General features: G+C 63.6%; 20 protein-coding genes. 6 read left to right on the top strand and 14 right to left on the bottom strand.

Features of this window, described 5'->3' with window-relative positions; genetic code table 11:
- Position 1: 1 nt before the first annotated feature.
- From nirD to hmpA, 6 genes are all read right to left on the bottom strand, one after another.
- Positions 2-337 carry a nitrite reductase small subunit NirD gene (gene nirD / locus OVA00_RS03425; protein ID WP_370689609.1) on the bottom strand — a complete coding sequence of 112 codons (336 nt, stop codon included), beginning with the start codon at positions 335-337 and terminating at the stop codon, positions 2-4.
- A gap of 4 nt (positions 338-341) precedes the next feature.
- Positions 342-2,792 carry a nitrite reductase large subunit NirB gene (nirB, locus tag OVA00_RS03420; RefSeq protein WP_112975235.1) on the bottom strand — a complete coding sequence of 817 codons (2,451 nt, stop codon included), beginning with the start codon at positions 2,790-2,792 and terminating at the stop codon, positions 342-344.
- A gap of 17 nt (positions 2,793-2,809) precedes the next feature.
- Entirely contained in the window at positions 2,810-4,066 is a 1,257-nt protein-coding gene (locus tag OVA00_RS03415) for an MFS transporter (RefSeq protein WP_034789792.1), read from the bottom strand.
- A gap of 325 nt (positions 4,067-4,391) precedes the next feature.
- The gene (locus OVA00_RS03410; RefSeq protein WP_113080253.1) at positions 4,392-5,606 is read right to left on the bottom strand and encodes a CmpA/NrtA family ABC transporter substrate-binding protein; all 1,215 of its coding nucleotides are present in this window, start codon (positions 5,604-5,606) and stop codon (positions 4,392-4,394) included.
- Positions 5,603-6,205, bottom strand: a complete 603-nt coding sequence (locus OVA00_RS03405; protein WP_034789780.1) for an ANTAR domain-containing response regulator — start codon at positions 6,203-6,205, stop codon at positions 5,603-5,605. The genes OVA00_RS03410 and OVA00_RS03405 overlap by 4 nt, the downstream gene beginning before the upstream one ends.
- A gap of 224 nt (positions 6,206-6,429) precedes the next feature.
- The gene (gene hmpA, locus OVA00_RS03400; RefSeq protein WP_268087992.1) at positions 6,430-7,644 is read right to left on the bottom strand and encodes an NO-inducible flavohemoprotein; all 1,215 of its coding nucleotides are present in this window, start codon (positions 7,642-7,644) and stop codon (positions 6,430-6,432) included.
- 318 nt (positions 7,645-7,962) lie between these two features.
- Here hmpA and OVA00_RS03395 point away from each other — a divergent pair, with 318 nt between their 5' ends.
- Entirely contained in the window at positions 7,963-8,412 is a 450-nt protein-coding gene (locus OVA00_RS03395) for an Rrf2 family transcriptional regulator (protein WP_192445436.1), read from the top strand.
- Between the two features lie 162 nt (positions 8,413-8,574).
- Here OVA00_RS03395 and OVA00_RS03390 read toward each other — a convergent pair whose 3' ends face one another.
- Positions 8,575-9,036 carry an Lrp/AsnC family transcriptional regulator gene (locus tag OVA00_RS03390; protein ID WP_089043044.1) on the bottom strand — a complete coding sequence of 154 codons (462 nt, stop codon included), beginning with the start codon at positions 9,034-9,036 and terminating at the stop codon, positions 8,575-8,577.
- Between the two features lie 145 nt (positions 9,037-9,181).
- On the opposite strand from OVA00_RS03390, the gene OVA00_RS03385 reads away from it, so the two are divergent.
- Positions 9,182-10,078, top strand: coding sequence for a DMT family transporter (locus tag OVA00_RS03385; protein WP_268087990.1), 897 nt, complete (start codon positions 9,182-9,184; stop codon positions 10,076-10,078).
- Between the two features lie 18 nt (positions 10,079-10,096).
- On the opposite strand, the gene OVA00_RS03380 is transcribed toward OVA00_RS03385, so the two are convergent.
- Genes OVA00_RS03380 through OVA00_RS03370 form a run of 3 tightly spaced genes read right to left on the bottom strand, consistent with a single transcriptional unit; the run spans position 10,097 to position 14,538 of the window.
- Complete coding sequence (locus OVA00_RS03380) at positions 10,097-11,248, bottom strand: efflux RND transporter periplasmic adaptor subunit (protein WP_034789769.1); 1,152 nt, start codon at positions 11,246-11,248, stop codon at positions 10,097-10,099.
- A gap of 15 nt (positions 11,249-11,263) precedes the next feature.
- Positions 11,264-14,407, bottom strand: coding sequence for an efflux RND transporter permease subunit (locus OVA00_RS03375; RefSeq protein WP_192356939.1), 3,144 nt, complete (start codon positions 14,405-14,407; stop codon positions 11,264-11,266).
- Positions 14,404-14,538 (bottom strand): hypothetical protein, encoded by a 135-nt coding sequence (locus tag OVA00_RS03370; protein WP_255381203.1) that lies wholly within the window; start codon positions 14,536-14,538, stop codon positions 14,404-14,406. Before OVA00_RS03370 ends, OVA00_RS03375 begins: the two co-directional genes overlap by 4 nt.
- A gap of 326 nt (positions 14,539-14,864) precedes the next feature.
- Here OVA00_RS03370 and OVA00_RS03365 point away from each other — a divergent pair, with 326 nt between their 5' ends.
- On the top strand, positions 14,865-15,467 hold the full coding sequence (locus OVA00_RS03365) for a TetR/AcrR family transcriptional regulator (RefSeq protein WP_060528976.1): 603 nt from the start codon (positions 14,865-14,867) through the stop codon (positions 15,465-15,467).
- 10 nt (positions 15,468-15,477) lie between these two features.
- On the opposite strand, the gene OVA00_RS03360 is transcribed toward OVA00_RS03365, so the two are convergent.
- The 4 genes from OVA00_RS03360 to OVA00_RS03345 all read right to left on the bottom strand — a co-directional run bounded on the left by OVA00_RS03360 (position 15,478) and on the right by OVA00_RS03345 (position 19,248).
- On the bottom strand, positions 15,478-16,800 hold the full coding sequence (locus OVA00_RS03360) for an MFS transporter (RefSeq protein ID WP_268087988.1): 1,323 nt from the start codon (positions 16,798-16,800) through the stop codon (positions 15,478-15,480).
- A gap of 48 nt (positions 16,801-16,848) precedes the next feature.
- Positions 16,849-17,124, bottom strand: a complete 276-nt coding sequence (locus OVA00_RS03355; protein ID WP_089042985.1) for a metal-sensing transcriptional repressor — start codon at positions 17,122-17,124, stop codon at positions 16,849-16,851.
- Between the two features lie 225 nt (positions 17,125-17,349).
- Positions 17,350-17,805, bottom strand: coding sequence for an SRPBCC family protein (locus tag OVA00_RS03350; RefSeq protein WP_268087987.1), 456 nt, complete (start codon positions 17,803-17,805; stop codon positions 17,350-17,352).
- Positions 17,806-17,886: 81 nt separating this feature from the next.
- The gene (locus OVA00_RS03345) at positions 17,887-19,248 is read right to left on the bottom strand and encodes a dicarboxylate/amino acid:cation symporter (RefSeq protein WP_268087985.1); all 1,362 of its coding nucleotides are present in this window, start codon (positions 19,246-19,248) and stop codon (positions 17,887-17,889) included.
- Positions 19,249-19,643: 395 nt separating this feature from the next.
- Between OVA00_RS03345 and OVA00_RS03340 the strand changes: the two genes are divergently transcribed.
- From OVA00_RS03340 to OVA00_RS03330, 3 genes are read left to right on the top strand one after another with little or no spacing between them, the layout of a single operon-like run.
- Positions 19,644-20,996 (top strand): LLM class flavin-dependent oxidoreductase, encoded by a 1,353-nt coding sequence (locus tag OVA00_RS03340; protein ID WP_268087983.1) that lies wholly within the window; start codon positions 19,644-19,646, stop codon positions 20,994-20,996.
- Between the two features lie 9 nt (positions 20,997-21,005).
- Positions 21,006-21,890 (top strand): ABC transporter permease, encoded by an 885-nt coding sequence (locus OVA00_RS03335; RefSeq protein WP_060528972.1) that lies wholly within the window; start codon positions 21,006-21,008, stop codon positions 21,888-21,890.
- 35 nt (positions 21,891-21,925) lie between these two features.
- Entirely contained in the window at positions 21,926-22,909 is a 984-nt protein-coding gene (locus OVA00_RS03330; protein ID WP_192356930.1) for an ABC transporter substrate-binding protein, read from the top strand.
- Positions 22,910-22,911: the final 2 nt, after the last annotated feature.

The raw sequence follows: 22,911 nt of genomic DNA, 5'->3' as shown, positions 1-22,911 counted from the left end.
GTCATTCCGCCGCAATCAGCAGGCTTTCGAGCGCAATGAACAGCGCGCCGCCGTCAATACGCACCGGAATGGTGCGCACCGCGCCTTCGTCGGCCCCGAGCGCCTTGCCGGTTTCGAGCGAGATCGCCCAATTGTGCAAGGGGCAGGTGACCGCCTTCGCGTGGACGATGCCTTGTGACAGCGGCCCGCCCTTGTGCGGGCAATGGTCCTCGATGGCGAAGACTTCGTTTTCGGCTGTGCGGAAGACGGCGATCTTGCCCTGAGGCGTCTTCACGCAGCGCGCGCCTCGCAGCGGAATGTCCGAGATGTCGCCGATCGGGTGCCAGGTCATGTTCATCATCTCACTCCGCAGCTTGGGGGAAGCCGACCGTCGCCATCGGCCGGAACTCGTGTTTGTCCTTGCCGGAGACGCGCTCTGACCAGGGGTCGACCTGGGCGAATTTCTGGCTGAAGACGAAGCGGTCGTAGTAGGCCTTGCGCTTGTCCGTATCGTCCATGATCTGGCGGCGGATCTCGTCCAGCCCGACGCGTTTCGCCCACTTGTAGATGCGCTCGAGATAGCGGGCCTGCTCGCGGTACATTTGCGTCAGCGCCACGATGTGTTCCAGCGCCTCGTCCTCGCTTTTCACCAGGCCCAGGACCTCGGTGCCCTTGATGTCGAGCCCGGCAGCACCGGCGAAATGGATCTCAAAGCCCGAGTCGACGCAGATGACGCCGATGTCCTTGCAGGTGGCCTCCGCGCAATTGCGCGGACAGCCGGAGACCGCCATCTTCAGCTTGGCGGGCGTCCAGGAACCCCACATGAACTTTTCGATGCGGATGCCAAGCCCGGTGGAATCCTGCGTGCCGAAGCGGCACCAGTCCGAGCCGACGCAGGTCTTCACCGTGCGCAGACCCTTGGCATAGGCCTGGCCCGAGATGAAACCGGCCTTGCCGAGATCGGCCCAAACGGCCGGTAGATCTTCCTTTTCGATACCGAGCAGGTCGATGCGCTGGCCGCCGGTCACCTTCACGAGCGGGATTTCGAACTTGTCGACCACGTCGGCGATGGCCCGCAGCTCGCCGGAATTGGTGACCCCACCCCACATGCGCGGCACGACGGAATAGGTGCCGTCCTTCTGGATGTTGGCGTGAACGCGCTCGTTGATGAAGCGCGACTGGTAGTCGTCGGCATATTCGTCCGGGAAATCGCAGACGAGGTAGTAGTTGAGCGCCGGGCGGCACTTGGCGCAGCCGCAGGAGGTCTTCCATTCCAGCTCTTGCATGACCGCGGGAATGGTCTTCAGGCCCTTGGCCTTGATCAGGCGACGTACGTCGTCGTGGCCGAGATCGGTGCAGCCGCACATCGGCTGGACGGCGGCCGGACTGTAGCTCTCGCCGAGCGTCAGCGTCATCAGCTGTTCGACAAGGCCGGTACAGGAGCCGCAGGAGGCCGATGCCTTGGTATGGGCGCGCACCTCGTCGAGCGACGTCAGGCCCTTGTCGGCAATCGTGGAAACGATCTTACCCTTGCAAACGCCGTTGCAGCCGCAGATTTCCGCATCATCCGGCAAGGCTGCAACGGCCGCCATAGGGTCCAGCGGAGCGCCTCCCTGGAAGGCTTGGCCGAAGATCAGGGTCTGGCGCATCTCGGAGACGTCGGTCTCCTTCTTCTTCAGATCGTTGAACCAGGCGCCGTCGGATGTTTCGCCATAGAGCACGGTGCCGATGATGCGGTTGCCCTTCAGCACCAGCCGCTTGTAGACGCCGGCCGTGGCGTCGCGCAGGACGATCTCCTCGCGGTCGTCGCCATCGGCAAAGTCGCCGAGCGAGAAAAGTTCGATGCCGGTGACCTTGAGCTTGGTCGGCGTGTCGGAATGGACAAAGGCGGCGGAGCGGTCGCCAGCCAGATGCGAGGCGGCGACACGGGCCATCTCGTAAAGCGGCGCGACGAGGCCATAGACCATGCCGCCCACTTCCGCACATTCGCCGAGCGCCCAGATGCGGCCATCGGAGGTCTGCATGCCCTGGTCGACGACGATGCCGCGGTTGATCGCAAGGCCGGCCTCCTTCGCAAGGCCGACACTCGGCCGAATGCCGACGGCCATGACGACGAGCGTCGCCGGAATGATGCGGCCGTCGTCGAGCTCGATGCCTTCGACCCTGCCGTTGCCGACGATCGCCTTGGTGTTGGCCTTGCAGATAATCTTGATACCGCGGCCTTCCAGCTCCTTCTCAAGGAGATAGCCGGCGGCCGGGTCGAGCTGGCGGTCCATCAGCGTCGGCATCACGTGAAGAACGGTGACGTCCATGCCGCGACCGGCAAGGCCGGCGGCCGCTTCAAGGCCGAGCAGGCCGCCGCCGATGACGACGGCCTTTTCGCGCGACTGGGCGGCGAGCAGCATGGCCTGCACGTCATCGAGATCGCGATAGGTGATGACGCCGGGCAGGTCTTTGCCGGGCACCGGCAGGATGAAGGGCACCGAACCGGTCGCGATCACCAGCTTGTCATAGCTCTCGGTCACGCCATGGTCGGAGGTCACGGTTTGGGCATCGCGGTCGATCGCGACGATGCGATGACCCTTGTAAAGCGTGATGCCGTGTTTGATGTACCAGCCGTCGCCGTGGATGATGATCTCTTCGTATTCCTTTTCGCCCGACAGCACCGGCGACAGCATGATGCGGTCGTAGTTGACGCGTGGTTCGGCGTTGAAAATGGTCACGTCGTAGCGCCCGGGCGCCTTTTCCAGCAGGTGCTCCAGCATGCGCCCCGGCGCCATGCCATTGCCGATGATGACGAGTTTCTCGGTCATGGTCTGTCCTTGTCTGTTTACGCGGCAGCAGCCGTCGGCAGGGTGAGCGCGCGGCGTTCCATCTGGCGGATCGAAAGATGCATCCACAGGAGCGATGCGACGACGACGGCAAAGAGAAGAAGGAAGCAGCTCGACCACAGGCCGGTCGCATCCTTGAGCAGGCCGAAGGCGATCGGCAGCACGAAGCCCCCGAGCCCGCCGACCATGCCGACGATGCCGCCGACCGCCCCGACGTTTTCCGGGTAATAGGCCGGGATGTGCTTGTAGACGGCGGCCTTGCCAAGGCTCATGACGAAGCCGAGCACGAAGACCGTGACGATGAAGACGGCAGGCGTAATGCCGAAGCCGTGGCCCTCGCCGGCGGCCGGCAGCGACAGGATCAGTGTTGCCACCGCCGAGATGCCGAGCATCCAGTACATGACGCTACGCGCGCCCTTGCGGTCGGAAAGCACGCCGCCGAAGGCACGGAAGACGCTGCCGGGGATGGAGTAGGCGGCTGCGACCATGCCCGCCACGGCGATATCGAAGCCGTAGACGCCGACGAGATAACGCGGCAGCCAGAGCGAGAGGGCGACGAAACCGCCGAAGGCGAAGAAATAGTAGAGCGAGAAACGCCAGACCTGGGCGTTCTTCAGCGGTGCGAACTCCTGGAGCAGGCTGCGCTTTGGCAGCTGGCGCTCGCGGCGGCTGCGGAAGGCCGGATCGTCGCTTGTCGTGAACCAGAAGACGAGTGCCGTGACGACGAGTGCGGCCGCCCAGATCTCGGCAACCGTCTGCCAGCCCCAGGCAATGAGGACGAAGGGCGCCAGAAATTTCGTCACCGCCGCGCCGACATTGCCAGCGCCGAAGATGCCAAGCGCCGTCCCCTGCTTTTCCGGCGGAAAGAAGGGCGAGACATAGGCGACGCCGACCGCGAAAGAGCCGCCGGCAAGACCGATGCCGAGGCCGGCCAGCAGCATCTGCGGATAGGTGGTGGCGTAGGTGAGCAGAAAGGTCGCAAGGGCTGCGGCCAGCATCGTCAGCGTATAGACGAGGCGCCCGCCGTAGCGCCCGGTCCAGACGCCGAGCAGGATGCGCACCAGTGAACCGGTGAGGATGGGCGTGCCGACCAGCAGGCCGAACTGCGCTTCGGTGAGCGCGAGGTCCTGCTTGATGCGGATGCCGATGATGGCGAAGATCGTCCAGACGGCGAAACAGATCGTGAAGGCAAAAGTGGACATCCACAAAGCCGTGGCGGGTTCGCTGGCGGATAATGGCTGCTTGTTCTCAGACATGGCTTCTCCGAGGCCCGACAAGGTCGTGCCGCTCCATCTTGGGGGTGAAAAACAAAAAGCCGCTGGCCAGGTATGCCCGACACGGTTCGCCCCGTGTGCGCAGTCCTGATCAGCGGCTTTGCTGGTAGGGCGCCCGTCGTTGGACACCGATCTCTTGGCCCGAGGGCCTGAGAATATAAAAGCAATCAGCGTGCCAGTTTTGGCAAGCTATTGATCTAAAAGAAAAAGTGAAATCGTCGGCCTGGCGTCATCCCGGTGGGTGACATTCCTTGGTGCAGTGCGAAGCCATTTTTTGTGCAATGCGCATAAATTAGGCGTCGCGCATTCAGCCTGCAGACTGGGCAGCGATGTAGGCATCGAGGTCGTCGGGATCGAAGCGTCCGCCATCGAAGAAACCATCCGGCCCGAGCGTCAGCGCGCCCGATGAGCCGACTGGGGTTTCGACGGTCAAGGCGCCTTCCACCTTGGCGCTTGCCGACGGCATGGCGATACCAAGGTGCTTCAATGCGGCGCGGTAGATGTCCGGCCGGTAGGTTTCCGCGGCGATACGCTGGCGCTCTGCCGTATGCTCGATCTGCCGCCAGCGCACCATCTGGGTGTAGAACCAGAGGGCATGGCTCTTCCAGGGGAAGGTCGCCGCCTTGGCATTCGGAACGAAGAAATCTCTGACCACCCGGACCTCACCGCCGCCGACCGGCAGCGTGCCTTTGAGGGCGGGAAGAAGCAGTTCGGCGTCGCGCCCCACATAGGCAGGCTTTGCCAGAAGGGTCGCGAGTGCCTCGTGGTTATCCGGGCGGGCGCACCAAATTGACGCCTGATGAAGCGCCACGAGCAGGGCGGCCATCGCCTCCGGGTTGGCCTCCCCCCACTGTGCGTTGACGCCAAGCACCTTCTCGGGGCTCGACCGCCAGATCGCCGCCTTGACGGTGGCGAGATGTGCGCCGCGGCGAAGCACGCCGAAGGTGTTCCAGGGCTCGCCGGCGCAATAGCCGTCGATCACGCCTTCGGCGAGCGCATCGCCCATATCGGGTGGCGGCAGCACGACGATCTCGATATCACGGTCCGGATCGATGCCGCTCGCCGCCAGCCAGTAGCGCAGTTCGTAATTGTGCCCGGAATAGGGATGCACGACGGCAAAACGCAGCGGAGCGCCCGCCTGCGCATCGATCGCCTTGCGCAGGGCTGCACCGTTCGCGCGCGCATCGAGATCCGTGGTCGCGCCGTTTTCCGCCATCCTTTGCCAGAGCGCCGGAGACACCGTCACCGCATTGCCGCCGAGACCCAGCGACATCGGCACGATCATTTCAGGGGCAGGCACATTGAGGCCGAGATTGCCGGCGATCGGCATGGGACCGAGAATATGCGCCACATCGACATGGCGAACCGCAAGCCGATCGCGGATGCTCGCCCAGGAGCGCTCACGCAGCAGGGTCAGGTCGATCCCCTGTTCTTCAGCAAAGCCCATCTCGCGGGCGACAACGAGCAAGGCGCTGTCGAGGAGCGGCACAAAACCGGCGGTGATGGCGTGGCGCGTCGTCATTCCTTTCCTCCCGGATCGAGCAGGCTTGCCGCCGTGACGAGGCTTTGGGCGATGTCGACGATCTTGCGGTTCTGGTTCATCGCCGTGCGGCGCAGCAGCGCATAGGCCTCTTCCTCGGAGAGCCCGCGCGAGCGCATCAGGAGGCCCTTGGCGCGGTCGATCACCTTGCGGTTTTCCAACTCGCCGCGGGTTTCTTCCAGCTCGCGGTTGAGGCGGGAGAATGCGTTGAAGCGGCTGATCGCCATCTTCAGGATGGGGCGCACCCGTTCCTGCTTCAGACCGTCGACGATATAGGCCGAGACCCCGGCCTCGACAGCCGCCTCGATGGAGGCCTCGTCGGACTTGTCGACGAACATCGCGATCGGGCGCTTCACCGCGCGCGAAAGCTGGAAGATGCTTTCCAGCATGTCGCGGTTCGGGTTTTCGAGATCAATCACGATGACGTCGGGATTGAGGTCCGCGATGCGTCGCGCCAGGCCGTGCATATTGTCGATGACGGTGACATGGTCATAGCCCGCGTCGCGCAGCCCGTCCTCGATGATGGCGGCGCGGATGCGATTCTCGTCGATGACCAGGACGTTTAGTCTGCTGTGCTGCATGCCACGACCGCATTCTGACCAAGCTTGACCTGCCGTGTCGGCTCTTTTTGCAATGCAGCATGGCGGGTCCGAAAGCAAGGGCGATCTTTCGGATGGCGTTTACGCACAGGCGGGACTGCCGCAATCCTCGGCTCAGGTCGGCTTGCCGCGGCGCGAAGGCAGCGCCGCGGCAATGAGGAGATCAAGCTCTTCCACGGTCCGTGAAAGTGCCGACTGAAGGCGTTTCAGGCTGCAATGAGTTCGTCGGCTGGGCCGAAGAACTCATAGTGGACCCGCTCGCTGGAAACGCCTTCCCTGGCAAGAGCCGGGACGAGCGCACGAAGGAACGGTTTGGGACCACAGAGATAGAATTCGGCATTGGCGATGGGCGTGTGCTCGCGAAGCCATTCCGCCGTAATGAAGCCATCGAAGTCGTGCGACAGCCCCACGGCATCCCCGTTTGCCGGCGCGCTATAGAAGCTGCTGATCGTGATCTTGCCATGCGCGTCGGCGAGTTCGCGAACATGCCGATCCATGGCATGCGTGCCGCTGTTCAGCGCGCCGTGGACGAAGTGCGCCTCGAGGTTCGGATGTTCCTCGGCGATCGTCTCGAGAATGCTGACCATGGGGGTCAGGCCGACGCCACCCGACAGCAATACAACAGGTGCTTCCGGCGCTTCGGGGAGGAAGAAGTCGCCGGCCGGCGGGGTCGCGCTCAAGACCGTGCCGACGGTCGCCTGATCGTGGAGATATCGCGATCCGCCTTGCCCCTGCGCCTCGCGCTTTACCGAGATGCGGTAGAAGCTGTCGTTTGGGCCGCTGGAGATCGAGTAGTTGCGCTTCATCTCCAGGCCATTGTCCAGTTGGAAGCGAAACGTCAGATATTGGCCGGGTCTGTGGCGAACAACGCGACCGCCGTCCTTGGGTTTCAGGATAAACGAGGTGACGACGTCGCTCTCGCGAACTTTTGAGGCGATGACGAAATCTCTCCAGCCGTTCCAACCGCCCGAGCGCTCCATCAGTTCGCCGCGTATGGCGGTTTCGCGCTCCTTGAGAATATCGGCCAGGAACCAATAGGCCTCGCCCCATGCGTTCAGGAGCTCAGGGGTTGCAGCACTTCCGAGCACATCCTCGACGGCGGCGAGAAGAGCCTTGGCTACAAAGGGATAGTGCTCCGGAAGGATATGGTAGCCGATGTGCTTGTGGGCGATCCGTTCGACCACCGGGCCAAGCACGCCGAGATTATCGATGTTCTGCGCATAGGCGAGAATGGCGGCGGCAAGCGCGTTGACCTGTGAACCGCCTTCGCCCTGATTGGCGTGGTTGAACAGCGCGCGGATATGATCGTCACGGAAGAGGCGGGCATACATGCTCTTCGTGATTTCCGTTCCGTGGGCCGCGAGCGCCGGAGCGCTGGCTTTCACGATCTGGACAGTCTCGGGGGAGAGTGGTTTCGGCATGATTTTTCCTTTCGGTGGGACGTATCAGTGGGGGCAGGTTGGTGATCCTGGAAATGCAGCCGGCAATTCACCGGGCCCGGTGATCGGGAACTGTGTCCCAATCTCTCGCGGCCGCGAATCCCGCGCTCAAAATCCTGTTAATGCGGACTTCGCCCTGGAAGCATTCGACGATCATCCTGATCTCGGCTCCGGCTACCGTTCGCGCGTTCATCGCAAATGACCCTTAAAGATGTATCTGAAATGCATCTATTCGCTTGCGATCAAAGATGCTAATCAAATGCATGTTTTTTGAACGGACTTTTTGACGCAGATGCCGCGATGAGGCTCACGAAATACACCGACTATGCGATGCGCCTGATGATCTATCTGGGCTCCCAGCCCACTGGGCTCAGCTCCATCCGGGAGATATCCGATACCTTCTCGGTCTCGCAGAACCATATGATGAAAGTGGTTCAAGACCTCGCGAATGCGGGGTTTCTGGAGGCTGTACGCGGCCGGAACGGCGGTATCAGGCTCGCTAGGGCTGCGAACGAAATCAATCTCGGCGCTCTCCTCCGGCACACGGAGGAGTTGTCCGATCTGATCGATTGCCGAGGTTGCCGCATCGCTCCGGCCTGCAGCCTGCCGTCCGTCCTTTCGGAAGCGACGGCCGCCTTCGCCGCGGTCTTCGACAAGTACACGCTCGCGGATCTCGTCGAAAAACGCTCGACGCTCGGCGTGCTCCTGGGTTTCCGGGCAGCGTTGCCGGGCGAAGATTGCACCCTGTGACGAAGGGATTGGCGGCCCGTGCGCGTTAGGTCGCCAGTCGCTCGAGGAATAATAACGCCCGGCACCCCAATGACTCGCCGCGGCCTGCTACTTCACGTCCGATTTGAGGTTGCGCCGCTTTGCCGGGGGCGAACCTGGCCGTGGCCGGAGCCCGCCTGAGCATCAGATCGGCAGCAGCGCGTCCGGCTTGACGTCGCCGACCGAGGCGTAGGTGTGCGTCTCCCTGACGCCGGGCAGGGGCAAAATCACCCGTTCGAGAAAATCCTGGAACAGCGACATGTCGGCAATGCGCGCCTTCACCAGATAGTCGAAGCCGCCGATCACCATGTGGCATTCCAGAACTTCCGGCGCCTTTGCAACCGCGTCAGAGAAGCGCTCGAAGATATGCGGGGCGGTATGGTCGAGGCGCACCTGGATGAAGACGACGGTGCCCCGGCCGATCTTCTTCGGATCGAGGATCGCTCGCACGGCCTTCACGTAACCCTCGCGGAAGAGGCGCTTCACGCGCTGGCTCGTGCCCGTTGGCGACAGGCCGACACGCTCGGCCAGCTCCAGTGTGGTCCGCCGGCCATCTTCCTGCAGCAATCTCAACAAGGTGCGATCGATGGTGTCGAGGCCTGCAATTTCGTTCTTCACGCTATTTGGTCCATGAAAGAGTGATAATCGCTTAGATTCATTGAAATCAGTGTATTTTGACGCGGCCGTTCGCGCAATACGGTGCTTCTGTCGAAGCCGCCGGATAAGGCTTCCGCAATGTGGAGAGACGGGCGTGCAAAGTGTCACGATGGGGGAGGGCGACCGCAGCCGGCGGCTGGCGATATGGGCAGGGGTGGCGGTCGTCGCAATCACCACCTTACAGTTCGTGGCCGCCCGGTTCAGTCTGCGCGAGCATCTGACCGCCGCCGACATCGTCACCTTGCGGTTCTCTGGCGCCGCCCTGGCCTTCCTGCCGGTGTTCCTCAGCGTCGGCTTGCCGAAGTTGATGCAGCTTGGCTGGCGCAAGGCAACCGTGCTGGCGCTGCTGACGGGGCTGCCCTATCCGCTCATCATCAACCAGGGACTTTCGCTGGCACCGGTCGCCCATGCGGCAGCACTCTCTCCCGCCGTAATCGTCTTCTTCTCGTTCCTGTTTTCCCGTCTCGTCTTCAAGGACAAGGCCTCCGGCACGCGTCTTGCTGGCGTTGCCACGGTCATTGCCGGCCTTTTGCTGTTCGTGCTCCAATCGGGCGTCGCCGACGCCGGGACATTGCGCGGTGATCTGTTGTTCGCCGTTTCGGGGTTGATGTTTGCCACCTTTGCGGTGCTGGTGCGGCTATGGTCCGTCGATGCCGTGACGGCGACGATCGCAGTGGTGTTCTTCTCCTGTCTTCCGTTGCCCTTGCTGCACATTCTGGCGCCCAGCGGGCTCGCTGCCGCCTCTTTCACCGAAATTGCCACGCAATTCGTCATCCAAGGCTTTCTCGCCGGGGCGCTCGCGAGCGTTCTCTACACCTATGTCATCCGTCAATTGGGTCCGCAGCCTGCGTCGCTGTTCATGCCGTGCGTTCCGGTAACGACGACCGCGGCAGGGGTCGTCGTTCTCGGTGAAGTTCCGACGCTGCTTCAGGTCGTTGCCATTGCCGTCATCACGTTCGGCATGGTCTTCCCGATCCTGAAAAGGACGTAGGCCGGGCCGGCGACCGGCCTATTTCTGCGCCTGCTCGGCCGGCATCGGTTTGACCGGTGCGCCCGGGAAAATCTTCTGCAGGTTTCCCGCGATCACCTGGTCGCCTTCCGCAACGCCTGAGGTCAGGCCGATGAGATCACCGCTCGTCGGCCCGAGGGTGACGAGCCGCTGCTCGACCGTTTCCCCCTTGCCGACGACATAGATGTATTTGCCGAGCTGGCTCGAGCCCAGCGCCGTTTCCGGCACCATCAGCACGTTCGGCTCGTCGCGGATCTTCAGCCGGACGCGGACATATTGGCCGGGCAGCAGGGAAAGATCAGTATTGTCGATCGTCACGCGCGCCACCACCGTTCCGGTATTTCCCTCGACCGTGTTGTTGATGAAGGTGAGGTCGCCGCGATAGCGCGGTTCCTTGTCGCCAGGCAGAAGCACTTCCGCCTGCACTTTCCCCTTCGCCCGGGCCTTCTGGATGTCGGCGAGTTCTGTTTCGCTCGGGTTGAAGGAGACATAGATCGGCGAAAGCTGCACGAGGTTGTTGAGCGGTGTCCCGGCGGTGTTGCTGACAAGCGTTCCCTCCGGCGCCTGGTCGCGGCCGAGCCGGCCGGCAAAGGGCGCGTGGATTTCGGTGTAGTCGAAATTGATCTCGGCGGTGCGCACCGCCGCCCGCGACATCTCCAGTGCCGCTTCGGCCTGGTGCACAGCACTCTGGCGCTGATCGAAGCTGTCCTTGTCGAGGTAACCCGTCGTGGCCAGTTCGTTGCCGCGGTTGAGATTGGAGCGGAGATAGGCGAGCGACGCCTGGTCGCGCTCGACCTGGGCCTTTGCCTGATCGAGCGCTGCCCGATAATCGCGCGGGTCGATCCGATAGAGCAGATCACCTTCCTTCACATCCGAACCGTCGGGCACCGCCTGCGACTCGATATAGCCCGTGATCTTGGCACGGAGCGTCACGTTGCGGATCGCTTCGGTGCGTGCCGAATAGTCGAGATAGATCGGAATGGTTTTCTTGACGACCGAGGCGACCGGCACGGGCATGGCCTGTTGCGGCGGACCCACCGCCGCGCCGGCGTCGCCGCCCTTCAGCTCGAAGCCGCCGTTCTTGTAGTGATAGGCCGCAGCAAGGGCGGCGACCACGACCGCTGCGGCAAGGACCAGTCTCGAACCACGCATGTCAGGCTCCAATTCCTATTCCGCCGCCTCCGGCTCGTGACGCTGGCCGATCGGCTGCGAGGACGTGCCTTCGCGCCATTTTTCGATGACCGCGTAGAAGACCGGGACGAAAATGAGTGTGAGGATCGTCGCCGCCAGCATGCCGCCGAAGACGGTGGTGCCGATTGACTGGCGGCTGGCAGCACCTGCGCCCCTGGCATACATCAGCGGCAGCACGCCGAGAATGAAGGCAAAGGCCGTCATCAGGATCGGCCGCAGTCGGAGCCGCGCCGCTTCCGCGGCGGCTGCGACGACGTCGAGCCCTTCCTCGCGTCGGCGTCTTGCGAACTCGACGATCAGGATGGCGTTCTTGGCGGCAAGTCCGACCAGCATCACGAAACCGATCTGCGAATAGACGTCGATCTGCATACCGCGCAGCCAGAGCGCCGAAAGCGCGCCCAAAAGCGCGAGCGGCACTGAAAGCAGCACCATGAAAGGCATCGACCAGCTTTCATACTGGGCGGCCAGGATCAGGAAGCAGAAGACGAGGGCGAGCGCAAAGACGAGCGCGGCGATCGAGCCTGCCCGGATCTCCTGATAAGTAATGCCGGTCCACTCGAATGTGTAGTCCCTGGGCAGCGTCGTTTTTGCCACCCGCTCCATCGCCGCCACCGCCTGGCTCGAGCTGAAGCCGGGTGCTGCCGCACCGTTGATCAGCGCCGAGGGGTAATTGTTGTAGTGGGTGATGGTCTCCGGGCCGACCGTCGGCTTGAAGGTTCCTAGCGTATTGAGCGGCACCATTTCCCCCTCAGTGTTGCGCACGTAGAGACGAGAGAGATCGGTGGCCGAGGCGCGTGCGCCCTGATCGGCCTGCAGCGTCACGCGGAAGGTGCGGCCGAAGATGTTGAAGTCGTTGACATAGAGCGAGCCGAAATAGATCTGCAGTGTGCTGAAGATATCCGGCAGGCTCAGGCCCAGCAGCTTCGCCTTGTCGCGGTCGAGGTCATAGTTGAACTGTGGGCTCGAGGTGCTGAAGGTGGTGAACAGCTGGTAGGGATTGATTTCCGGCTGCTTGCGCGCCTCAGCGATCAGCGCCTGCGTCGCGTCGTTCAGCGCCTCGGCGCTGCGGCCGGCAAGGTCCTCCACCTGGAACTCGAAGCCACCGGTAGCACCTAGCCCCTGGATCGACGGCGGGTCGAAGGCGAGCACCAGCGCGTCCGGGATCTGCAGCAGTTGCGGCATCACCGCTTCACGCAGCGCCGAGGCGCCTTGTTCGGGCGGCCGCTCGTCCCATGGCTTCAATACGGCGAATTGCACGGCCGAGTTTGACTGGGCGGCGAAGGACAGGAAGTTGAAGCCGACGACCGAACCGACGAAATCGACGCCGGCGGTGCCGCGCAGGATCTCTTCGGATCGCCGCGCGACCGCCTCGGTGCGTTCGAGCGAGGCACCATCGGGCAACTGGATGACGACGAAGAAATAGCCCTGGTCCTCGACCGGCAGGAAGGTCGAGGGGATCCGCTGCCATAGCGCATATGTCGAGGCGATCGCGGCGAGGAAGACGGCAAACAGCGCCCAGCGCCAGCGCACGAGCCCGGCGACGCTGCGCGCATAACCGTGCGACAGGGCGTGAAAACCGCTGTTGAACCAGCGGAAGAGGGCAAAACGCGGCTCGCCGCGATAGCGTAGGAACGCGGCGCTCAGCGCCGGACTGAGGGTCAGCGAGTTGAAGGCGGAAAAAGCGACGGAAATCGCGACCGTCAGCGCAAACTGGTTGTAGAGGCTGCCGGCGACGCCCGGAATGAAGGCGACGGGGATGAAGACGGCCAGCAGCACCGCGGTCGTCGCGATGATCGGGCCGGTCACCTCCTGCATCGCCTTTTTGGTGGCCTCGAGCGGCGGCAGCCCGGCCTCCAGCTGGCGTTCGACGTTCTCGACGACGACGATCGCGTCGTCGACCACAAGCCCGATGGCAAGCACCATGCCGAGCAGGCTCAGCATGTTGAGCGAGAAGCCGAAGAGATACATGACGACCAGCGTCGCGATCAACGAAACCGGAATGGCGATCGTAGGGATGATCGTCGTGCGCAGGTTTTGCAGGAAGATGAAGACGACGAAGACGACGAGGGCGAGCGCCTCGAGCAGCGTGAACACGACATCCTTCATCGCCGCCGAGACGAAACGCGTGGTGTCGTAGAACATGTGGTAGGCGATGCCCGCGGGGAAGCGCTGCGACAGCTCGTCCATCTTCGCCTGCACGCGGGCCTGCAGGTCGAGCGCGTTGGAGCCCGGTGCCTGGAAGACGGCAAGCACGACGCTTTCCTTGCCGTTGAAGGTGACCGACGAGGAATAGAGCAGCGCGCCGAGCTCGATGCGCGCCACATCGCGCAGCCGCGTCGTTGCCCCCGTCGTCTGGTCGGCGCGCAGCACGATGTCGCCGAACTGGGACGGGTCGCTCAAGCGTCCGAGCGCGTTGATCTGCATCTCGAAGGGCGTGCCGGCCGGTGCCGGCGATTGCCCGATCTTGCCGCCGGCGACCTGGATGTTCTGCTCGGCAATGACGTTCTGGACGTCGACGGCGGTAATGCCGAGATTGGCCATGCGATCCGGATCGAGCCAGACGCGCATCGAATAGCGGCGCTCGCCGAAAAGCTGGACGTCGCCAACGCCCGGCAGGCGTTTGAGTGGATCGAGGATCTGCAGGTAGGCGTAGTTGCTGACCGCGGCGAAATCGACCGAATTGTCGGGCGAATCCAGGCTGACGAGCACGGTGAAGTTCGGGATCTGCTTGGCGATGGTCACGCCGGTCTGGTTGACGAGGGCCGGAAGCGAGGAGGCGGCCTGCGAGACGCGGTTCTGCACGTCGAGCGCGGCGACGTCGATCGGATAGCCGACCTCGAAGGAAATGATGATGCGCGACGAGCCGTCGTTCGAGCTGGTCGAGGTCATGTAGAGCATGCCGGGCACGCCGTTGATCTGCTGTTCGAGCGGCGTCGTCACCGTGTCGGCGACCACCTGGGCGCTGGCGCCCGGATAGTTGGCGGCAACGACGATCTGCGGCGGCGTGACGTCGGGAAATTGCGAAATCGGCAGCAGGAAATAGCAGATGCCGCCGGCGAGCGTCATGATGATGGCGATCGCCGATGCGAAGATCGGCCGGTGGATGAAGAAGTCGATCATGGGGCCGATCCTTTGGGAGCGCCACCATCGCAGCAGGCGGCGTGGCGGAAACTCGGCACCGGCACGCCCGCCGCGCGGACCTTGCGGTCAGCGACGGTCTCCCCAGCCTTCAGCCCATCCAGCATGCGCATCATAAGGCTCCAGCACGAGATCATGACGGGCCGATCCGGTCCTAATCACGACGACCAAATCACGAGCGTTATCGAATCTAAAAAGTCTCTGCGGTGTGCGCTCTGGCTAAAAGACGCCTGGCGACCGCGCTCACCGACACTGCGCATGAAATTTTTCTGCAGTTACCGCCGCCGTTTCCGGAAGAGGTCTTTGCCGCAAGCGGATGCTCCTCGATTTGCCACGGTGGCGAAAATGTTACTGGTCGGTAACATCGTCGCATGTTATCGACCAATGACAGGGCGTCAAGGGTCAAGATTTTCCGCGCCGTTCACGCCGGGCCACTGCGATGACAACGGATTTCTGCAAACCATCCCGTCGTTCGCCGCGCGATCGCATCGTCGAGGCGGCGCGTGATCTCTTTCGCCGCCGCGGCATTCGCGGAACCGGCGTCGATGCGATTGCCGATGCTGCCGAGAGCAACAAGATGACGCTCTACCGCCACTTCAGTTCGAAGGACGAGCTGATCGTCGAATGCCTGCGCCATGCGGGAATGGAGATGGATGGCTTCTGGCGCGAACTGGAAGACCAGCACCCGGGCGACGGTCTCGGTCAGCTCAGGGCCTGGGTCCGGCGTATCGCCGAGCACCTCGGCGAGGACAAGTGCCAATGCGAAATGATGAGCGCCGCCGTGCAGCTGACCGATGAGGATCACCCCGGCCGCGAGGTGATCCGCCTCTTCAAGGATGCGCAGCGCGACCGGGTCGTCGAGCTGTGCCGCCGGGCCGGCATCGCCGACGCAGAGCTGCTCGGCGACACGCTGCTGCTGCTGATCGATGGCGCGCGCGCCGCGCAGCAGAGCAGCGGCGCCGAAGGGCCAAGTGCTCGTTTCGCCGAGATCGCCGATGCGGCGATCCTGTCTTTTACCGGCAACAGCACCGCTTCCAAGTAGCGGCCGTTGCCTACCGCTGGGCTGGCCAGTCCGGGTGATGGCTGTCGATCACGAACACATGGGTGTGGCGGTGGCCGCTGCCGACGCGCGTCGCACCGGCAAGATGGGGGTGATCGCCCGCCAGCGCATGATGGGTGTGTTCGATTTCGTCCGGGTCGGGCGCGGGCCAGAGCCGGGCGGCCGCGGCGACGGCGCCGATGGCGATGAGGCCAAGCGCGATGAAGGTCGTGCCGAGCCCGGCGGTAGCGCCGAGCCAGCCGGCCAGCGGATAGGTGATCAGCCAGCAGGCATGCGAAAGGGCGAACTGCGCTGCAAAGAGCGCCGGCCGGTCTTCGGGCTGGGCGGAGCGGCGCAGCAACCGGCCGGACGGCGTCTGGGTCAGCGAGTAGCCGAGACCGATGGCGAGCCACAGCGGCAGCAGAGAAGCGAAATTTGGAACGAGGGGCCCGATGAACAGGCCGGCGACGAGGATCGTCGCCCCGGAAAACATTGCGAAACGGTCGGGCGTCCTGTCGAGCAGGCGCGGCAGCATCAGCGCGGCAATCATCGAGCCGCAGCCAAAGGCGGCAAGCGCGATCGCCGTGTCGGTCTGGGTAAGGTCGAAGCCGGCCTGAACCAGCACCACCGTGTTGACGATGACCATCGAACCCGCCGCCGAGACCGCGAGATTGAGCGCGAGCAGGCCGCGCAGCCGTGGCGTCGAGAGATAAATGCGCAGACCCCGTGTCGTGCGGTCGTAGATACCGCGCCGTTCCGCAGCCTTCGGGCTTGGCAGCGCGACGGACACGACGAAGGCGGCCGAGGCGAGGAAGCCGATCACCGTGCCGGCAAACAGGTCGTGGAAACTGACGACGGTAAGCAGTGCCGCGGCGAGCATCGGGCTTGCGACGCTTTCGAGATCATAGGCAAGCCGCGAGAGCGACAGGGCGCGCGTGTATTCCTTTTCATCCGGCAGCACGTCGGGAATGGTCGCCTGGAAGGTGGGGGTAAAGGCGGCCGAGGCCGACTGCAGCACGAAGATCAGCCCATAGACCTGCCAGATCTCGGTCACGAACGGCAGGAACAGCGCGACGGCGGCGCGCACCAGATCGAGGCTGACGAGCATGGCACGGCGTGGAAGCCGTTCGGCGAAGGCGGCGGCGATCGGCGCCACGCCGACATAGGCGATCATCTTGATCGCGAGCGCCGTCCCGAGCACCGCGCCCGCTTCGGCGCCGGCCAGATCATAGGCGAGAAGGCCAAGCGCGACGGTTGCGAGGCCGGTTCCGATCAGCGCGATCACCTGCGCCAGGAACAGGTGGCGATAGGTGCGGTTTGCGAGGATCTGCAGCATGATGATTGGGCCTCGCTCGGTGGCGGTTTGCGGCAGCGGATTTGCTGCTCAGAGGTATTTCGTGATCGCCTTGAACTCGTCGATGGAGTGGCGCTGCTCGTGCGGAAGCGCCCCGATCGTGTCTTCAAGGCAATGGTCCAGGTGATCCTGGATCAGGGTTCGCTTCGCCTGGCTGATCGCCTTCTCCACTGCGTGGAGTTGCTGGGCGATGTCGAGGCAGGAGCGGCCGCCTTCGATCATGGTGATGACGCTCTTCAGGTGCCCCTCCGCGCGTTTCAGCCGCTTGACGATCTCGGGATGGGTGTCGTGTCTGTGCTCGCTCATCTCAATATCCTATCCCCCTGGATAGGATAGTTCAAGGGAGTGATTTTAGATGGTTGCTGCGGTGTCCGAAGGCGGGCGTTGGGGCGCCATGTATCTGGTTTATCCGGATCCAGATGCGGCGGGACCGGGCGCCCAGCGCCTGGGCGAAATCATCAGGCACGAGGCACGCGCCTGGCGCAATAGTCGTCCGTCTGCGCGTCGTTCCGGAATGTGCCCGCCGTTGCTTTAGGCCAGCCTCTTCGAACCGCGGCGGCCGCGCTCCATCACCACCCCGTGGTTCCAGCGAAAGACGGGTCTGAGGATAAAGGAAAGACGGACCATCCAGGGCTTCGTGACTGTCACGATCCAGTCATAGCGAACGCGGCAAGCGCTGCCTTCGCCTTGCAGGGTCCAGCGGCCGATGCCGTCGAGTTCGCCCAAGGCCCGGCCTTCGATGAAGAGAGGCGGCTCGACTTTGGTGGTCTCCATGTCGAAGACCAGTTCGTAGGGGAGTGCCGTCGACCAGCGCATGCGCCTGACGGCGCCGACACCATGTTCGTCCCCCTCGTTCAGCAGCGTAACCTGCTTCACCGATGGCCACCACTCGGGCCAGCGTTCCGGCGTGCTGAGTTCACGCCACACGTCTTCAAGCTGGGAGGCGATCGTCCATTCGGTGACGAGATGAAAGTTGGTCGACGACATCGCCGATCCCTCAACAGGCGGAACGCCTGAAGTATAACACGGCATGCGGACCTTGCGGCCCGCATGCGTCGTTTCACGCCGTCAGGCAGCGCGGGCAGCGGCGCCAAGCGGTTCCAGGTCGTCGAGCACCTTGTCGCCGTTGTAGACGGTCTCGTCGAGAATGCCTTCGCGCTTGGCGACGATCGTCGGCACGAGCGCCTGACCGGCGACGTTAACCGCCGTGCGGCCCATGTCGAGGATCGGGTCGATGGCGAGCAGCAGGCCGACGCCTTCGAGCGGCAGGCCGAGCGTCGAAAGCGTCAGCGTCAGCATGACAGTCGCGCCGGTGAGGCCGGCGGTTGCGGCAGAGCCGAGCACCGAGACGAAGACGATCAGCACATATTCCTGGATGCCGAGCGGCAGGCCGAAGAACTGCGCGATGAAGATCGCCGAGATGGCCGGGTAGATCGCGGCGCAGCCGTCCATCTTGGTGGTGGCGCCGAGCGGCACGGCGAAGGCGGCATATTCGCGCGGCACGCCGAGGCTCTTTTCGGTCACTGTTTCGGTAACGGGCAGGGTGCCGACGGAGGAGCGTGAAACGAAGGCGAGCTGGATCGCCGGCCAGGCGCCGGCAAAGAAGCGCGAGGGCCTCAGGCCGTGGCCGACGAGCAGCGCCGGGTAGACGACGAAGAGCACGATCGCAAGGCCGATATAGACGGCAGCGGTGTACCAGCCGAGCTGCGCCAGCGTTTCCCAGCCGTACTGGGCAACGGCGCGACCGAGCAGGCCGATCGTGCCGATCGGCGTCAGCCGGATAACCCACCAGAGGACCTTGCGCACGATCGCGAGAAGCGACTGGTTGAAGGCGAGGAACGGCTTGGCAGCATCGCCCACCTTCAGCGCCGCGGCGCCGACGGCGATCGAAACGACGAGGATCTGCAGCACGTTGAAATTGAGCGCGGTGGTGGCACCCGTGTCGGTGACCTTGGTGCTGGCTTCAAGGCCGAGCATGTTGGCGGGCACGAGGCCCTTCAGGAAATCGAGCCACGAGCCGGAATAGGAGGGAGCCTTGGCAGCTTCCTGCGAAACGGCCGAACCGATGCCCGGCTGAATGATCAGGCCGAGTGCGATGGCGATGACGACGGCGATGAGAGAGGTGATCGCGAACCAGAGCAGCGTCTGCCACACGAGCTTGGCGGCATTCTGCAGCGTCGCCAGGTTGGCGATCGAGGCGACGATGGCGGTAAAGACGAGCGGCGGCACGAGCGCACGCAGAAGCTGGACGAAGATCGAGCCGATCGTCTGCAGGGTGACCGTCAGCCAGTTGGCATTGCCGCTGGCATCGACGCCCATATTGCGGGCGATGAGGCCGAACAGCAGGCCGATGACCATGGCCGCCAGGACTTGGAACCCGAAGGAAGCATAGATCGGCTTTGGTGAGGATTGGGTGGTTGCTTGGGACACGTCTTTCACTCTCATTGTATGGCGGCGGCCACATTTTTAGGCAATGGCCGCCGCAAGTGCCCGAAAAATAGAGTATTCTGGTCGAGATAAGAAAACCTTTGGCTCGAAAACTATTCCAAGTGGAATATTTTCCCGGATCAACCGCGCACTCTCGCTCCGGCCGGATTGCGCCTGAGGGCGGCGAAGCGGTCATCGATCTCTAAACCGGGCGAACTGACGAAAAACATTTCAATCCCGGCACGTCTCGTTGAAATCCTCTTTCTCTATAAAATTAATATATAATGTAACCTGTCTGTCGTGGCCGGAGTTCGCCGCGTGTTGCGGAGCGCCTTGTGCGCTTCGCCCTCGGCAGGGTGATCTCCTCGAGTTTAAAGCGAGAACAGGAGAGGATTGAGATGACACGCAAGATCCGGCTTGGAGCCTTTCTTCCCGGCGGCGGGCAGCATATTGCCGCCTGGCGCCACCCCGACCAGCCAGCCGACGGGGCGACCAGTTTCGAGTTTCACAAGCAGCTGGCGCTGACCGCCGAACGTGGTCTGTTCGATGCCTACTTTCTTGCCGACGGGCTGGCGATCGGCTTCGGTGGCGCGCGAGAGGGCGGCAATGCCCGTGTTGCCGGCTTCGAACCGGTGACCCTGTTTTCGGCGCTGGCGCCACTCACCACCCATCTCGGTTTCATAGCCACCTCGTCGACGACCTATGAGGAACCCTATACGACAGCGCGCAAGTTCGCGTCGCTCGACCTCATTTCCGGCGGTCGCGCCGGATGGAACGTGGTGACGACCACGGGTGATCCGACCGCCCAGAATTTCAACCGCGACACGCAGCTTCCGCATGCCGAGCGTTACCGGCGCGCCGCCGAGCATGTCGATGTGGTCAAGAAGCTCTGGGACAGTTTCGAGGACGATACCTTCATCCGCGACAAGCAAACGGGCGTCTTTTTCGATCCGGCGAAGCTGCACGACACGGATCACCGCGGCGAGCATTTCAAGGTCCGCGGCCCGCTCAACATTTCGCGCTCGCCGCAGGGGCATCCCGTCATCGTGCAGGCCGGCCAGTCCGATGATGGCAGGGGCCTTGCCGCCGCCACTGCGGAGGTGATCTTCACGGCGCACCAGCACATCGAAACGGCGCAGGAATTCTATCACGATATCAAGGCCCGCGCCCGAGGCCTGGGCCGCAACCCGGACCACATCCTGGTCATGCCCGGTGTCTCGCCCTTCGTCGGCCGTACGGAAGCCGAGGCGCGGGAGAAATACGAACGGCTGACCTCGCTCATCGTCGAGGAGGACGGCATCGGCCTGCTCAACGGCCTGACCGGCGGAACGCTCGATCTCCGTGGCTACGACCTCGACGGGCCGCTGCCGCCGGCGCCGCCGACCGAGGGCATGAAGAGCCGCCAGGCGCTGATCCGCCAGATCGCCGACGAGAACAACTTCACCATTCGCCAGCTCTACCAATGGATCGCGTCGGCGCGTGGCCACTACACGATTGTCGGTACGGCGGGGCAGATCGCCGATACCCTGCAGGAATGGTTCGAGAACGAAGCCGCCGATGGCTTCAACATCCTGCCGCCATGGTTCCCGACGGCGCTCGACGACTTCGTCGAGCTGGTGATCCCGGAATTGCAGCGTCGCGGCCTGTTCCGCACCGCCTACGAGGGCAGGACGCTACGCGAAAACCTCGGCCTGCCCGTTCCCGTCAACCGCTGGACTGCCGCCCGGTCGGCCGTTCAAGCAGCGGAGTGAGGTGTTGCCATGTCCTATGAAACCATCAACCCCTCGCTTGCGGCAGGCTTTGCAACGGCGCGCCGTGAGGCTCTGGCCAAGAGTTCCACTTCGCCCGCCGCGCATTCCCGGCCGAACTCCGTGCCGCGCTGGCGCCGCCTGCTCGGCGCAATCGTCGCCCGCTACGGCCTCGTGCTTGCGTTTCTGGCCTTCTGGCAGGTTGCAAGCACCGTGGGCTGGGTCAACGCGGCGGTGTTTCCGCCGCTCGACGTGATCCTGTCGGCCCTTTGGGACGGTATCGCCGGCGGCGCGCTGCTCGACGACATCGCCATCAGCCTGCAGCGGTCGGGCATTGCCTTTGCAGCCGCCGTCGCGGTGGGAATCCCGCTCGGGCTGTTCATGGGCCAGGTCCGGCTTGTCGAACAGGCACTCGACCCCGTCCTGCAGCTTTTCCGCCAGACCTCGGCCCTGGCGCTCTACCCGGTCTTCATTCTGCTGCTCGGTCTCGGCGAAACGTCGAAGGTCTTCGTGATCTTCTGGGCGACGCTCTTTCCGATCCTCCTGTCGACGATCGGTGGGGTCAAGGAGGTCGACAGGAAGCTGATCGAGATGGCTCGCACCTACGGCGCCGGCTCGCTCGCCGTCTTCCGCCGCGTGGTTCTGCCGGCCTCCGTGCCTGCGATCTTCGTCGGCCTCAGGCTCTCGGCCACGACCGCGTTGCTGCTTCTGATCGCTGCCGAAATGATCGGAGCGAACAAGGGCATCGGCTTCCAGGTGATGAACGCCCAATACAACTTCCAGATCCCGCTGATGTTTGCATCGATCCTGCTGCTTGCCCTGCTCGGTCTCGCCGCCAATGCGCTGCTCGTTCTCATCCAACGCAATCTCTGCCGCTGGTCTGCGCCGAACGCCTGACCGCCTTACCAGTTCCCCTTCGAAAGGATATCGAGATGACCTTCCACCCCCGCAATCTTCTTCTCTCGGCAGCCGTCACACTAGGCCTTGTTTCACCGGCGGCCGCTGCCGACGCGGTCACGCTTCGCTATCTCGCCAGCCAAGGCGGTCTGTCGGCACATGAACTCGCGCAGGAACTCGGCTATTTTGATGGAACCGGCATCACGATCGAGAGCGTCGGCTACGCCACCGGCGGCCCGGCATCACTGATCGCGCTGGCCTCCGGCGACGTCGAGATCGGCAGCGCGGCGACATCGGCCGTGCTGAACTCGATTATCAGCGGCAACGATTTCGTGGCCGCCTATCCCTCCAACGGCATCAATGACGAAGTGCAGTCGATTTTCTACGTGCTGGAAGACAGCCCGATCAAAAGCATCAAGGACATCGCCGGCAAGAGCATAGCGGTGAACACGCTCGGTGCGCACCTCGACTATACGATCCGCGAGGCCTTGCACTCTGTCGGCCTGCCGACAGATGCCGCCAACCAGGTGGTCGTGCCCGGTCCGCAACTGGAACAGGTCCTGCGCTCCGGCCAGGTGGATATCTCGGCCTTCGGCTATTGGCAGACGACCTTCGAGGGCGCGGCTCGTAAGAACGGTGGTCTGCGCGCGATCTTCGACGACACCGACGTGCTCGGCGAGATCGCCGGCGGCTTCGTCGTGCTCAGACGCGACTTCGTGAAGGAGCATCCGGAGGCGGCAAAGACCTTCGTGCTGCAGTCGGCCCGCGCGCTCGACTATGCCCGCGAACATCCGCAGGAAACAAAGGACATCCTTGCCAAGGCCCTGAAGGCCCGCGGGGAAAATCCTGAGATCGCCCAGTACTTCCGCGGCTATGGGGTGCGGGCCGGTGGCCTGCCGGTCGAGCGTGACCTCCAATTCTGGATCGACGTGCTGGTGCGCGAAGGCAAGCTCAAGCAGGGCCAACTGGCGCCAAAGGACGTTCTCTTGGCCGTCGACGGCGCAACGGCCAGCAACTGAGG

Source organism: Ensifer sp. SL37, assembly GCF_026672675.1.
In the GTDB taxonomy this organism is placed as follows: domain Bacteria; phylum Pseudomonadota; class Alphaproteobacteria; order Rhizobiales; family Rhizobiaceae; genus Ensifer; species Ensifer adhaerens.
Note: the sequence above shows the minus strand (reverse complement) of the source record. Positions and strands in the feature narration are given on the sequence as shown.